General features: G+C 61.6%; 12 protein-coding genes. 4 read left to right on the forward strand and 8 right to left on the reverse strand.

Annotation, left to right across the window (positions count from 1 at the left end):
* Positions 1-188, reverse strand: a 188-nt coding sequence (locus BLQ55_RS32545; protein ID WP_305367284.1) for a hypothetical protein, incomplete at its 3' end; no start/stop codon positions are given.
* A 233-nt stretch (positions 189-421) separates the two neighbouring features.
* On the opposite strand from BLQ55_RS32545, the gene BLQ55_RS16835 reads away from it, so the two are divergent.
* Complete coding sequence (locus tag BLQ55_RS16835) at positions 422-1,051, forward strand: glutathione S-transferase family protein (protein WP_092199242.1); 630 nt, start codon at positions 422-424, stop codon at positions 1,049-1,051.
* Positions 1,052-1,146: 95 nt separating this feature from the next.
* On the opposite strand, the gene BLQ55_RS16840 is transcribed toward BLQ55_RS16835, so the two are convergent.
* From BLQ55_RS16840 to BLQ55_RS16860, 5 genes are all read right to left on the reverse strand, one after another.
* The gene (locus tag BLQ55_RS16840; protein WP_092255250.1) at positions 1,147-1,683 is read right to left on the reverse strand and encodes a PqiC family protein; all 537 of its coding nucleotides are present in this window, start codon (positions 1,681-1,683) and stop codon (positions 1,147-1,149) included.
* 17 nt (positions 1,684-1,700) lie between these two features.
* Positions 1,701-3,359 carry a PqiB family protein gene (locus BLQ55_RS16845; protein WP_092199236.1) on the reverse strand — a complete coding sequence of 553 codons (1,659 nt, stop codon included), beginning with the start codon at positions 3,357-3,359 and terminating at the stop codon, positions 1,701-1,703.
* Positions 3,340-3,999: a paraquat-inducible protein A gene (locus BLQ55_RS16850; protein ID WP_092199233.1), complete on the reverse strand. Its 660-nt coding sequence runs from the start codon at positions 3,997-3,999 to the stop codon at positions 3,340-3,342. The genes BLQ55_RS16845 and BLQ55_RS16850 overlap by 20 nt, the downstream gene beginning before the upstream one ends.
* Complete coding sequence (locus BLQ55_RS16855) at positions 3,996-4,592, reverse strand: paraquat-inducible protein A (protein WP_092199230.1); 597 nt, start codon at positions 4,590-4,592, stop codon at positions 3,996-3,998. Before BLQ55_RS16855 ends, BLQ55_RS16850 begins: the two co-directional genes overlap by 4 nt.
* Before the next feature lie 69 nt (positions 4,593-4,661).
* Positions 4,662-5,102: a CBS domain-containing protein gene (locus BLQ55_RS16860; protein WP_060738251.1), complete on the reverse strand. Its 441-nt coding sequence runs from the start codon at positions 5,100-5,102 to the stop codon at positions 4,662-4,664.
* A 388-nt stretch (positions 5,103-5,490) separates the two neighbouring features.
* On the opposite strand from BLQ55_RS16860, the gene BLQ55_RS16865 reads away from it, so the two are divergent.
* Positions 5,491-7,854 (forward strand): DNA polymerase II, encoded by a 2,364-nt coding sequence (locus BLQ55_RS16865; protein WP_092255253.1) that lies wholly within the window; start codon positions 5,491-5,493, stop codon positions 7,852-7,854.
* A gap of 172 nt (positions 7,855-8,026) precedes the next feature.
* Here the strand turns inward: BLQ55_RS16865 and BLQ55_RS16870 are convergent, their stop codons facing one another.
* Positions 8,027-8,848, reverse strand: coding sequence for an aldo/keto reductase (locus tag BLQ55_RS16870; protein ID WP_092255256.1), 822 nt, complete (start codon positions 8,846-8,848; stop codon positions 8,027-8,029).
* 228 nt (positions 8,849-9,076) lie between these two features.
* Positions 9,077-10,228 (reverse strand): aldose epimerase family protein, encoded by a 1,152-nt coding sequence (locus BLQ55_RS16875; RefSeq protein WP_092199220.1) that lies wholly within the window; start codon positions 10,226-10,228, stop codon positions 9,077-9,079.
* Between the two features lie 338 nt (positions 10,229-10,566).
* Between BLQ55_RS16875 and BLQ55_RS16880 the strand changes: the two genes are divergently transcribed.
* Both BLQ55_RS16880 and BLQ55_RS16885 read left to right on the forward strand, forming a co-directional pair.
* Positions 10,567-11,271: a hypothetical protein gene (locus BLQ55_RS16880; protein ID WP_371128540.1), complete on the forward strand. Its 705-nt coding sequence runs from the start codon at positions 10,567-10,569 to the stop codon at positions 11,269-11,271.
* A gap of 109 nt (positions 11,272-11,380) precedes the next feature.
* Positions 11,381-12,166: a sulfite exporter TauE/SafE family protein gene (locus BLQ55_RS16885; protein WP_092255262.1), complete on the forward strand. Its 786-nt coding sequence runs from the start codon at positions 11,381-11,383 to the stop codon at positions 12,164-12,166.
* The last annotated feature ends 184 nt before the right edge of the window (positions 12,167-12,350 follow it).

The following is a 12,350-nucleotide window of genomic DNA, read 5'->3' on the forward strand; positions in this document are numbered from 1 at the left end:
TCGATCAGGCGATCGGAGCCACCTTCGGCGACGCGACGTTCCAGCAGGCGATCGGCACCACCTTCAGCGACGCGGTTTTCGATCAGGCGATCAGAACCGCCTTCGGCGACGACGGGTTGCGAGGAGGCGGCAAATACGTTGGCGGCCAGTACGGAGAAAGCGAGGCTGAGGATGACTTGGCGTTTCATGATGGTGTGCTCCGGGGGTGCAGTGGTTTGTGTGGGGCCATTGTTGTCCCGGGCGATCATCAAGAGAACTTCATTGGCATGATGGTGAACATCGACGGCAGTGATAGCTCGTCAGTCCCATCGATGTCGGTTGATCCAGCGAAGCTGAGTCACAACGTACGCGTCGTCCTCCGGGTGGAACACCGCCAGGTCTGTGGGCTCTACCGGATAACCCACAGGCAGGAGGCAAGTTCATGTATCAGTTATTCGGTTACAGGCAATCCGGTTCCGCGGCGGTGGAGATTGCCCTGGATCTTTGTGATGTGGCGTATCGGCGGGTGGATGCCTATTCGACCCAGGACAGCGACGCGGCGAAAGCGCTCGAGGCACTCAACCCCCAGAAGCAGGTCCCGACCTTGCAGTTGCCGGACGGCTCGGTGCTGACCGAAGCGGCGGCGATCCTGATTCACCTCGGGCTGACCTTTCCGGCCTCGAAGCTGCTTCCTGAGGACCCAACCCAGCGTGCGCAAGCCATACGGGGGCTGGTCTATATCGCAGCCAATTGCTACACGCCCATCGGCATCATCGATTTTCCGGAACGCTGGCTGGACGATGCGGATGAGGCGACTCGGCAGCGCTTGGTGGCGGGCACCCAGCAACGGCTGTACCGCAACTGGGCGCTGTTTGCCGATCAGTTCCCGGCCCAGCCTTTCCTTGGCGGTGCCGAGCCGGGGGCGATGGATATCCTGGCGGCCGTGATCACGAAGTGGAGAAACACGCGGGAAGCAATGCTGAACGCCCGTCCGGCGTTCTACGGATTGTTGGAGCGCATCGACCACCATCCGCGCGTCGCACCGATGCTGTCGTTGCATTGGCCTTCGTAGGCGCTGCCGAGCGAAGCGAGGCTGCGATCTTTGCGCTAACGCTGGAGTCTCAAGCGAAAGATCAAAAGATCGCAGCCTTCGGCAGCTCCTACGGGTCAAGGACACGCCTTGCGTACAGCCGCCTGCTCAACCAGGTCGACAAATTGCCGGACGTTCTGCTGATGCGCCGTCACCAGTTCGTCGATACTGGCCCCCGCCGGCGTTTGCAGGCTGCTGCGACAGGTGAGGGGGCGGGTATCGCCACCCAGGTTGCGCAGGCGCCATTGCACGTCCATGCGGGCATAGCGGCCGGGGATCGAGTCAAAGCGCTGCACGTCCACCCGCAGCGATGATTTCGGCGCGCCAGGGTTGTTCAGTTGTTCGTCCAAGGCGCTGTGCAGTTCATCTGCCAGGCTGGCGCCCCACCATTCGGTTTCCAGGATCGCCAACCTGCTGTTGCCCTGGCGAATGACCATTTGGGTGCGATCCACCTGGGGTGGGACGCTCACCTGTTCGATCTGGATATCCACGCCGGCGCGTGACGGGCCTTTCGGCTGAGCCGGGCTCAGGGTGTGGTAATGAATCGGATCGCTGCGACAGGCACCGAGCAGCAGTGCCACGGCGACCAGGGTGAATTTCAGCGTCAGTGGCATGGGGCGGGCTCCTGTACTCATTCTTTCACCGGCAATGTGAGGTTCTGTGCCGGTGCGTCCTTGGGACGACCGCGAAGCAGCGACTCGGGATGGCGGCTCAGGTAGTCCGACAGCTCGCGCAGCGAGCGCGACATGCGCCCCAGGTCGTCCAGGGTCTGGGTCAGTTGTTCGCGCTGGGGTGAATCTTCGGCCAGGGTCGAGTTGGCCGATTGCAGGGTCTTGCTGACGTCCTGCAAGGTGTTTTGCACCCCTGGCAGGGTCTTGCTGTTGAACTGGGCCAGGCCTTTGCGCAGCTCCACCAGATTGCCATCCAGGTTGCCGGCGATACTCTCCAGTGGCAGCTTGTTGATTCGCTCGACCATCGTCTGCAGTTGTTCCTGCAATTGCTGGAGGCTGCCCGGGAGGGTCGGGATACGCACGGGGCGGGCGCTGGGGTCGAAGGCCACTTTTTCGGCCTTGGGGTAGAAGTCCAGCGAAATGTACAACTGCCCGGTCAGCAGGTTGCCGCTACGGGCCTGGGCACGCAGGCCGCGCTCGACGAAGCTGCCCATCAGGCGGGCACTGGCGGCTTCGTCTTCAGGATCGTGGTTGAGCGACTTGAGCAGTTTTTCATGGGCCTTGCCCAGGCGCTGAGGGTAGATCACCACACCGACGTTGACCGGAAAGCTGCGTTGCTTCTCATCGAAATCGAGGTTGATGGCCACCACCCTGCCGACTTCCACGCCGAGGAACTCTACCGGCGCACCGACGCGCAACCCGCGCAGGGCCTGGTCGAAACGCAAGGCCAGGTATTGGCCCTTGCCATCGGGCGGGGCGAGGGCGCTCTGCTGGTCGGCAAACAGTTCGAAGGTCTTTTCTTCGCTGGCGGCGGTGTCGTTGGGGCTGTACTCCGGTGCCCGGAACGCGATGCCGCCCAGCAGCAAGGCCGAGAGCGATTCGGTCTTGACGGCGAAACCATTGGCGCCGACGTTCACGTCCACGCCGCTGACGTTCCAGAACCGGGTGTTTTCGGTGACATACACATCGTTGGGCGCGTTGATGAACACGTCGATGTTGACGCCTTTGCCGTCGGCGTCCAAGGCATAGGACACCACCTGGCCCACCGGGATCTTGCGCAGGTACACCGGCGAGCCGATGTCCAGCGAACCGAGGTCCTGGGCGTGCAGGGTGAAGCGCTTGCCCGGTTCGCCATAAGTGATCGGCGGCGGGTTCTCCAGCCCTGTGAAGGATTTGGCGCGTACTTTCGACTGCCCGGCGTCGGCACCGATGAAATCACCGGACAGCAGCGTGTCGATGCCCGAGATCCCACCGGCCCCGATGCGCGGCCGTACGACCCAGAACACCGAGTCTTCGTGGGTGAAGGTGTCGGCGGTCTTGGCGAGCTTGACCGTGGCGGTGACGTTCTTCTGGTCCTGGCTCAGTTGCACGTCGGTGACCTGGCCGATGACCACGTTGCGGTATTTCACCTGGGTCTTGTTGGCGGTCAGGCCCTGGCCGGTCTTGAAGGTGATGGTGATGGTCGGGCCTTCCTGCAGCCAGTTGTGGACCACCAGGGAAACCCCCACCAGCACCGCGATGATCGGCACGATCCATACCAGCGACACCGTCCAGCGGCGGGTTGTGACGTGGGCCCGGCCGGGGACGGGTTGTTGCCCGTCAGTGGCTTGCGACTTCATCCATGACCTCCTCGGATGGTTGAGTGTCCCAGATCAGGCGGGGGTCGAAACTCATGGCCGACAGCATGGTGAACAGCACCACGAGGCCGAAGAACAGGATACCCGGTCGTGGCTCGATATCGCTCAGTGCCTGGAACTTGACCAGGGCGGCCACCAGGGCCACCACCAGCACATCGAGCATCGACCAATAGCCGATGACTTCCACCAGCCGGTACAGCTTCGCCCGCTGGACCTGGGCCCAGGTGCTGCGTCGTTGTACGGTCACCAGCAGCAGGGTCAGTACCACGAACTTGATGCCGGGCACCGCGATGCTGGCGATGAAGATAATCAGCGCGATGTCCCAGGCGCCGCTTTGCCAGAACTCGATGACACCACTGATGATGGTGCTGTCGGCGCCTTCGCCGAGCATCCGGGTGTTCATGACCGGCAGCAGGTTGGCCGGGATGTAGAACACCAGCGCCGCGAGCATGTAGGCCCAGGTGCGGGTGATGGCGTCGGGTTTGCGGCGGTGCAGGGCGGCGTCGCAACGCGGGCAGGTCTGGGGGCCGTCGGCCATGTCGCAGGCCAGGCCGCAGCTGTGGCACAGGCACAGGTCCAGGTCGCGGGCCTCTGGCGGGGTGTCCTGCGGCTGGCCGTTCATGGGGTGTCCCACAGGTCGCGGACATCGCGCCCGGCGATACGGATCATCAGCAGACTCAAGGCCGCCAGGGCGAACAGGCCGATACCCGGGAGCACATCCAGCAGGCCGGCGAGCTTGATCACTGCCACCAGCGCGCCCAGCAGGCACACCTCCAGCATGCTCCAGGGTCGCAGGGTTTCCAGGCTGCGCATGCACAGGCTGAACCCTGGCGCCCGCCGCTGGAGGTAGGCATGGCCCAGTACCCAGAGCAGCAGCGCCAGTTGGAAGGCCGGTGCAACGATGATCGCCACCGCTGTCACCAGGGCGATGAAGGTGATGGGGCCCTGGCTCAGCGCCACGATGGAATCCCACAACGTCGCGCTGTTGCTCAGGCCCTGGAGACGGATGCTCATCACCGGGTAGAGGTTGGCGAAAGCCCACAGCACCGCGGCCGTCACGCTCAAGGCCAGGCGCTGTTCGACGGTCAGGCCGTTGTAGCGCTGGATCACCGCGTGGCAGCGCACGCACGTGGCCTTTTGATGCGGGGCGAGCACAACCGGCTCGTACACCGCATCGCAATGTTCACAAATGATCAGTCGGTCGGTGGCGGCCATCGGGATGCTCGCAGGAACAACCCCTTCAATATAGAAGTGTGTCGGGAATGAGCAACCCGATGGAAAGGATCATTCGCCGCGAATGTATTGCTCCAGTTGTCGGATCAGGTCGGCCTGTTCGGCGATGGCTTCCTTGACCAGGTCGCCAATGGACAGCAGGCCGACAAGCTTGCCGTCTTCCACCACTGGCAAATGTCGCAAGTGCTTGTCGGTCATGATGCTCAGGCAGGTCTCGACATTCTGGTGCGGGTCGATGGTGATCACGGGGGATACCATGATGTCGCTCACTTTCGTGCCCACGGATGAGCGACCGTGCAGGACCATTTTGCGTGCATAGTCGCGCTCGCTGATGATCCCCAGCACTTTTTCGTCCTTCACCACCAGCAAGGCGCCGACGTTCTTCTCGGCCATGCGCATCAGGGCCTGCAATACCATGTCGTCCGGTGAGATGGTGTGCACTTGCTGGTTCTTATCGTCTTTTAGCCGGAGCAACTGCGCGACGGTTTTCATGGGGAAGCCTCGGGTCGGGGTGTTGTTTTTGCTGGTTGTTAAAGCATCGTAGACCCAACGGCGCAGAGCAAGCGGTAAAGCGGCGGCCAATCGTCCAAAAGCGTCATGACTGCTCAATTCACCCTCACTATGAGGCCGTGCACTACTGTGGCGAGGGCGCTTAATCCCGCTGGGCTTCTGTGGGAGCTGGCGAAGCCTGCGATCTTTTGATCTTTCGCTTGAAACTCAAGTGTCTGGGGAAGATCGCAGCCTCGTTGCACTCGACAGCTCCTACGGGCGTGCTCCAGCGGGAGCAAGCGCCCTCGCCACAAGAGCATGTCAGTTGAGCGGGTGAAGTCCCCTCGCCACAGGTAGAATCGTCGCCTACGCAAAATTCGAGGTTTCAGCGGTGGATTTACAGCAGGGCTTCGTCCTGACCCGGCATTGGCGCGACACCCCGGCCGGCACCGAAGTCGAGTTCTGGCTGGCGACCGATGCCGGTCCCCGGCGCGTGCGCCTGCCGGTGCAGACATCGGTGGCCTTCGTGCCGCAGATCCAGCGCGGCCAGCTCGAAGCCTTGCTGCAAGGGGAAAAGGAGGTAGAGCTACGCCCCCTGGACCTGCTGGATTTCGAGCATCGCCCGGTGCTGGGCCTGTATTGCCAGCAACACGCCCAACTGATGCGCCTGGACGGCACCTTGCGCCGCGCCGGTGTGGAGGTGTTCGAAGCGGACATCCGGCCGCCGGAGCGCTACCTGATGGAGCGCTTCATCACCGCCCCGGTGTGGTTCGGCGGTACGCCGGCCGCCGATGGCCTGCTGGTGGATACCCAGATGAAACCGGCGCCCGACTACCGTCCATCGTTGCGCCTGGTGTCCCTGGACATCGAAACCACCGCCCAGGGCGATTTGTATTCTATTGCCCTGGAAGGCTGCGGCGAGCGCCAGGTCTATATGCTCGGGCCACCTAATGGCGACGATAGCGGCGTGGATTTCCAGCTGGAATACTGCGAATCGCGCACACTGCTGCTGAAGAAACTCAACGACTGGTTCGCCCGTTTCGACCCCGACGCGATCATTGGCTGGAACCTGGTGCAATTCGACCTGCGGGTGCTGCATGAACATGCCCGGCGGCTGGCGGTGCCGTTGCGCCTGGGCCGCGGTGGCGAAGAAATGCAATGGCGCGAGCACGGCGCGCGCAACAACCATTTTTTCGCCTCGGCGGCCGGTCGGCTGATCATCGACGGGATCGAGTCCCTGCGCTCGGCGACCTGGAGCTTCCCGTCGTTCAGCCTGGAAAACGTCGCCCAGACGCTGCTGGGAGAGGGCAAGTCCATCGACAACCCGTACCAGCGCATGGACGAGATCAACCGCATGTTCGCCGAGGACAAGCCGGCCCTGGCCCGCTACAACCTCAAGGACTGCGAGCTGGTGACGCGGATCTTAGCCAAGACCGAACTGCTCAAGTTCCTGCTGGAGCGGGCCAGCGTCACCGGCCTGCCAGCGGACCGCAGCGGCGGTTCGGTGGCGGCCTTCACGCACCTGTACATGCCGCTGATGCACCGCCAGGGTTTTGTTGCCCCCAATCTCGGCCAGCGTCCGCCCGAGGCCAGCCCGGGTGGTTTTGTCATGGATTCCCAGCCGGGGCTCTACGAGTCGGTGCTGGTGCTGGACTACAAGAGCCTGTATCCGTCGATCATCCGCACCTTCCTGATCGACCCGGTGGGCTTGATCGAAGGGCTGCGTCACCCGGATGACCGCGAGTCGGTGCCGGGTTTTCGCGGGGCACGCTTCTCCCGTTCTCGACATTGCCTGCCGGCCATCGTCGCGCGGGTCTCCGAAGGCCGGGAGACCGCCAAGCGCGAACACAATGCGCCGCTGTCCCAAGCGTTGAAAATCATCATGAACGCCTTTTATGGCGTGCTCGGCTCCAGTGGTTGTCGCTTCTTCGATCCGCGCCTGGCCTCGTCCATCACCCTGCGCGGCCACCAGATCATGCAGCGTACCCGCCAGTTGATCGAAGCCCAGGGCCATGTGGTGATCTATGGCGATACCGACTCCACGTTCGTCTGGTTGCGTCGTCCCCACGGTCAGGAGGAAGCGGCCAGGATCGGTCGCGAGTTGGTGGCACACGTCAACCAATGGTGGCGCGAGCAGGTGCGTGCCGAATTCGGGTTGGAGAGCGCGCTGGAGCTGCAGTTCGAAACGCACTTCACGCGCTTTCTGATGCCGACCATCCGGGGGGCCGAGGAGGGCAGCAAGAAACGCTACGCCGGGCTGGTGACCCGCGCCGACGGCAACGATGAAATCGTCTACAAAGGCCTGGAGACCGTGCGTACCGACTGGTCGCCGCTGGCCCGGCAGTTCCAGCAGGAGTTGTACGGGCGGATCTTCCACCGCCAGCCCTACCAGGAGTATGTGCGCGATTATGTGCAGCAGACCCTGGCCGGTGCGTTCGACGATCGGCTGGTCTACCGCAAGCGCCTGCGACGGCCGCTGGAAGATTACGAGCGCAACGTTCCACCTCACGTGCGGGCCGCGCGGCTGGCCGATGAATTCAACCAGCGCCAGGGCCGTCCGCGGCAATACCAGAATGGCGGCTGGATCAGCTACGTCATCACCGTCGCAGGCCCCGAGCCGCTGGAAATTCGCAGTGCGCCAATCGATTACGACCACTACGTGACCAAACAACTGCAGCCGGTGGCGGATGCGATCCTGCCGTTTGTGGATGATGATTTTTCGACGTTGGTGGGGGGGCAGATGGGGTTGTTCTGACAGGAGGTCCTGTTATTGGCTGGATGCCTTTGTGGCGAGGGAGCTTGCTCCCGCTGGGCTGTGTAGGAGCTGGCGAAGCCTGCGATCTTTTGATCTTTGATCTTTCGCTTGAGATTCAAGTGTTAGGGGAAAGATCGCAGCCTCGTTGCACTCGACAGCTCCTACACAGCTCCTACACCATCGCCAACCGCTGCTTGCCCTGGGGCTGGGGAAATATCAGGTCCAGGGCGGCCAGGTCCTGAGGCTCGAGCCTGAGGCTGGCCGCTTCGGCATTCAGGCGCACATGTTCAGGTTTCACGGCCTTGGGGATGGCGATCACATTGTCCTGGCGCAGCAACCAGGCCAGTGCGATCTGCGCGGGTGTTGCCCGATGGCGTTCGGCGATTTTTCCCAGGGTGTGATCCGTGAGCAGGTGCCCGCCCTGGCCGACCGGGCAGTAAGCCATGATCGGCATGCGCCGTTGCTGGCACCAGGGCAGCAGGTCGAATTCGATGCCGCGTTGCTGCAGGTTGTACAGCACCTGATTGGTGGCGCAAGCCGGCGAGGCCAGCTCCTCGAGGTCATCGACGTCAAAGTTCGACACACCCCAACGGCCGATCTTGCCTTCTTCGCGCAGGCGTTCGAACGCTTCGACGGTTTCTGCCAAGGGGTACTGCCCGCGCCAGTGCAACAGATAAAGGTCGATGTAATCAGTGTCGAGCCGGCGCAAGCTGCGTTCGCAGGCCAGGGGGATGCCTTTGCGACTGGCGTTGTGGGGATAGACCTTGCTCACCAGGAACACCTGGTCGCGCAGGCCGGTGATCGCTTCGCCAACGACGGTCTCGGCACCGCCTTCGGCATACATCTCCGCCGTGTCGATCAGGGTCATGCCCAGTTCGATCCCCAACCGCAGGGCCGCGACTTCTTTCTTGTGATGGGACGGTTCTTCACCCATGCGCCAGGTGCCCTGGCCGATTACCGGTACGGACACACCCGCCAATTCCAGCGTCCTCATGTCTATCTCCTGTTTTTTGCTTTGACGTGTGGCAGCAGGATAGACCAAGCGTTCCCGCATGGAGCGTTCCCATGCTCTGCGCGAGCCCGCAGCATCCGAACTCAGCACGAACCCGTGGGAGCGAGCTTGCTCGCGAAGGCGTCGGCCCATCCAGCATCATCACACGCAGACACCGCTATCGCGAGCAAGCTCGCTCCCACAAGAGCATGGGAACGATTCGGCGGAGGGTTACTTCGCGGAGAATTTCAACACCATGGTCTGGGTGTAGGTCTGGCCCGGATCAAGTCGTGTCGAAGGGAAGTTCGGCTGGTTTGGCGAGTCGGGGTAGTGCTGGGTTTCCAGGGTGAACGCGCCCCAATGCGGATAGACCTTGCCTTGCTTGCCCTTGACGGTGCCATCGAGGAAGTTGCTGGTGTAGAACTGCACGCCAGGCTCGGTGGTGTACAGCTGCAGGCGTCGTCCGGACTCCGTGTCATACACCTCGGCCGCCAGTTTTTTCACATCGCCCTTGGCGTCCAGTGCCCAGTTGAAGTCGAAGCCGCCCTGTTTCGGTTCGGCGAACTTGAGCTGTGGGTGATCAGCCTTGATATGGGTGCCGATGGCGGTGGGTTGGGTGAAATCCATCGGTGTGCCGGCCACCGGGGCCAGCTCGCCGGTGGGAATGAGTTTACCGGTGACCGGCGTGTAGTGGGCCGCGTGCAGGGTCGCGACCTGCTCGAGTATGTCGCCGTTACCCGCGCCGGCCAGGTTGAAATAGCTGTGGTTGGTCAGGTTCAGCACCGTGGGCTTGTCGGTGGTGGCCTTGTACTCGATGCGCAACTCGTTCTGTTCGTTGAGGCTGTAGGTGACGTCGGTTTTCAGTGCACCGGGAAAGCCCATCTCGCCATCGGGTGACAGGTAGGTCAGGGTGACACCCACCGAGTCCTTGGCATTATGGGGTTGGGCCTTCCAGACACGTTTGTCGAACCCTTGCGGCCCGCCGTGCAAGGAATTGCCATGGTCGTTCTGCGGCACTTGGTAACGCTTGCCATCCAGCTCGAAAGCCCCGTCGGCCAGGCGATTGCCGAAACGGCCGATGGTCGCGCCGAAATACACGCTGCCATTCTTCTGGTAACCCTGTACATCGTCGAAACCGAGCACGATGTCGGCGACCTTGCCGTTTTTGTCCGGCACGCTCAATGACTGGAGGATGCCGCCATAGGTAATGACCGTAGCCTCCATGCCATGGCTGTTGCGCAGTACGAATTTTTCCACCGCGGTGCCGTCGTCGGTCTTGCCGAACGCTCCGCGTTCATTGGTCAGGCCGGCAGCCTGGGAAGCCGAGGTGGCGATCATCAGAGACACTCCGAGGGCCGTGAGCAGTTGTTTTGATTCAAGCATGGTGACCTTCCTTCCTGTTGTTTTGTTGTTGTTTTAACGCGGGTCGAGTCCGTTACTGGTCGGACAGCGATGAAGGCTTTTGTGTCTAGTAGTCTTTCTATTTGAAGGATGAAAAGGGATTTATAGCCATAAATGAAGATTTATCAATTAAAAAGTAAGACTAATTAGACAAAAAAGACTCTGCTAAAGATCGAGGATTTTCTCTGTCCACTGCACTTTTGCGATTTTTTCCGCTCTATCCATGGCCTGGAAGCGGCGACTCCCATCGCTTCCCCTGCCCAGATTGAGACTCGATGGCCGGTGTTTTTTCTTCTGTGACGTGGTTGCGCCGTGCCTGCATGGCAGGGTTGGTCGGTGTGGCGATGCTGTTCAGCGGTGGCTGCAGCCATCAACAGGGGCAGGACATGGTGACGCAGTTCAGCAATGCCAGGCCCCAGGAGTTCTTGCAGACCAGTGTCGACCGCATGGCGACGCTGGCCATGCACGACAACCTGCAAAGCCTCTACCTGCTGATGAGCAAGCTTTATCTGCGCAACCCCGAGGAGCTACGCAAATCCGGCTTTCTCGACGCCCGAACCGCGGAAAAACAGGTGCGCATGGCCATCGAGCAGCAACAACCCTTGCCGACCCTGGGTGGCAAGAAGGACCTGGCCGCCCTGAGCTACGCCATGAGCCCGGAGTTTCTCGGTGATCGGGTCGGGGCGTTCATCTATGCCATCGGCAGCATGCTGGTCACCGCTCATGGCAATCGCCTCGAGTTCTACATGACCGACACCATCGACCCGCGTTTTGTCAGCAATGCGGCGCGCAATATCGAAAAAGCCACCTGGCTGCTTAGCCAGCGGCAGAACAAGGACGGTAAGCCGATGCTGTTTTCCAATGAGATTTCCGAGGAGGGCAGCAATCTGAGTTTCGCCGTCGAGTTCGGGAAAATTGTCGCTCGATTGGACCTGCTGACCCAGATGCTCGACGAGCGCTACCGGCGTATCGGTTTGAATTATGCCCAGAGCCTGCTGTTCCTCAATTTCCTGCCGGTTCAGTGATTAGAGGCGAAAAGGGAATAAAGATAGATCATATCGATATAGGGAGTTATAAGAAAAATCGCTATGCTCGCGGCCAGATTTTTCACGCGGTCGTGTTGAGACGGGTTTAATGGATTTCGGTAATGTCGGTTTAGTCGTTGCGGGCCTGGTGGTCGGCTTCATCGTTGGAATGACCGGCGTCGGTGGTGGTTCGCTGATGACCCCGATCCTGTTGTGGTTTGGTATCAACCCGGCGACGGCGGTGGGTACGGACCTGCTGTATGCGGCCATTACCAAGTCTGGCGGCGTGTTGGTCCATGCCAAGAACCGCAACATCGACTGGGCCATCACCGGCTGGTTGACGTTGGGCAGCGTGCCGGCGGTCGGCTTGACCTTGTGGTTCCTCAGCAGCCTGCACAGCTCGCCCGACGCCATGAACGCGGTGATCAAGCAAGCCTTGGGCTTCGTGTTGTTCGCCACGGCCCTGGCAATCCTGTTCAAGAAGCGTCTGTTGCAATTCGCCCACGACCGCGCTGGCGGTCACTACAACCCCTCTGGCACGCGTCTCAATGTGCTGACGGTCATCACCGGTCTCGTGCTGGGGACGATGGTCGCGTTGACGTCCATTGGCGCCGGCGCCCTGGGCACAGTCGCGCTGTTCATTCTCTACCCGTTCCTGGTCACCAAGCGCCTGGTGGGCACCGAGATCGCCCACGCCGTGCCGCTGACCCTGGTCGCTGGCCTGGGTCATGCGAGCATGGGCAACATGGACTGGCACATCCTGGGTTTCCTGCTGGTCGGTTCGTTGCCGGGAATCTACCTGGGCAGTCATTTGTCGGGGCGTATCTCCGACGAGCTGCTGCGCCCCTGTCTGGCGGTGATGCTGGCGATGATCGGGTTCAAGCTGGCGTTCTAGAACGATCACACCGGTCCAATGTGGGAGCGAGCTTGCTCGCGATAGCGATCGAACCGTCGACTTCGATGTGACTGTCATGCCGCTATCGCGAGCAAGCTCGCTCCCACAGTGGCCCAGGTCCCAACTCTCGCGCCGAACGCTCCTCACGGTTGCGCAATGATCCCCCTGGCCTAAGCTTCAAGGC

Source organism: Pseudomonas sp. NFACC13-1, assembly GCF_900104425.1.
Taxonomy (GTDB): domain Bacteria; phylum Pseudomonadota; class Gammaproteobacteria; order Pseudomonadales; family Pseudomonadaceae; genus Aquipseudomonas; species Aquipseudomonas fluorescens_AA.

What these genes read in the sequence shown, in the direction of transcription:
- BLQ55_RS16835 (WP_092199242.1), top strand. Translation starts at nt 422, where the DNA reads ATGTATCAGTTATTCGGTTACAGGCAATCCGGTTCCGCGGCGGTGGAG.
- BLQ55_RS16840 (WP_092255250.1), bottom strand. Translation starts at nt 1,683, where the DNA reads ATGCCACTGACGCTGAAATTCACCCTGGTCGCCGTGGCACTGCTGCTC.
- BLQ55_RS16845 (WP_092199236.1), bottom strand. Translation starts at nt 3,359, where the DNA reads ATGAAGTCGCAAGCCACTGACGGGCAACAACCCGTCCCCGGCCGGGCC.
- BLQ55_RS16850 (WP_092199233.1), bottom strand. Translation starts at nt 3,999, where the DNA reads ATGAACGGCCAGCCGCAGGACACCCCGCCAGAGGCCCGCGACCTGGAC.
- BLQ55_RS16855 (WP_092199230.1), bottom strand. Translation starts at nt 4,592, where the DNA reads ATGGCCGCCACCGACCGACTGATCATTTGTGAACATTGCGATGCGGTG.
- BLQ55_RS16860 (WP_060738251.1), bottom strand. Translation starts at nt 5,102, where the DNA reads ATGAAAACCGTCGCGCAGTTGCTCCGGCTAAAAGACGATAAGAACCAG.
- BLQ55_RS16870 (WP_092255256.1), bottom strand. Translation starts at nt 8,848, where the DNA reads ATGAGGACGCTGGAATTGGCGGGTGTGTCCGTACCGGTAATCGGCCAG.
- BLQ55_RS16875 (WP_092199220.1), bottom strand. Translation starts at nt 10,228, where the DNA reads ATGCTTGAATCAAAACAACTGCTCACGGCCCTCGGAGTGTCTCTGATG.
- BLQ55_RS16880 (WP_371128540.1), top strand. Translation starts at nt 10,567, where the DNA reads ATGGCAGGGTTGGTCGGTGTGGCGATGCTGTTCAGCGGTGGCTGCAGC.
- BLQ55_RS16885 (WP_092255262.1), top strand. Translation starts at nt 11,381, where the DNA reads ATGGATTTCGGTAATGTCGGTTTAGTCGTTGCGGGCCTGGTGGTCGGC.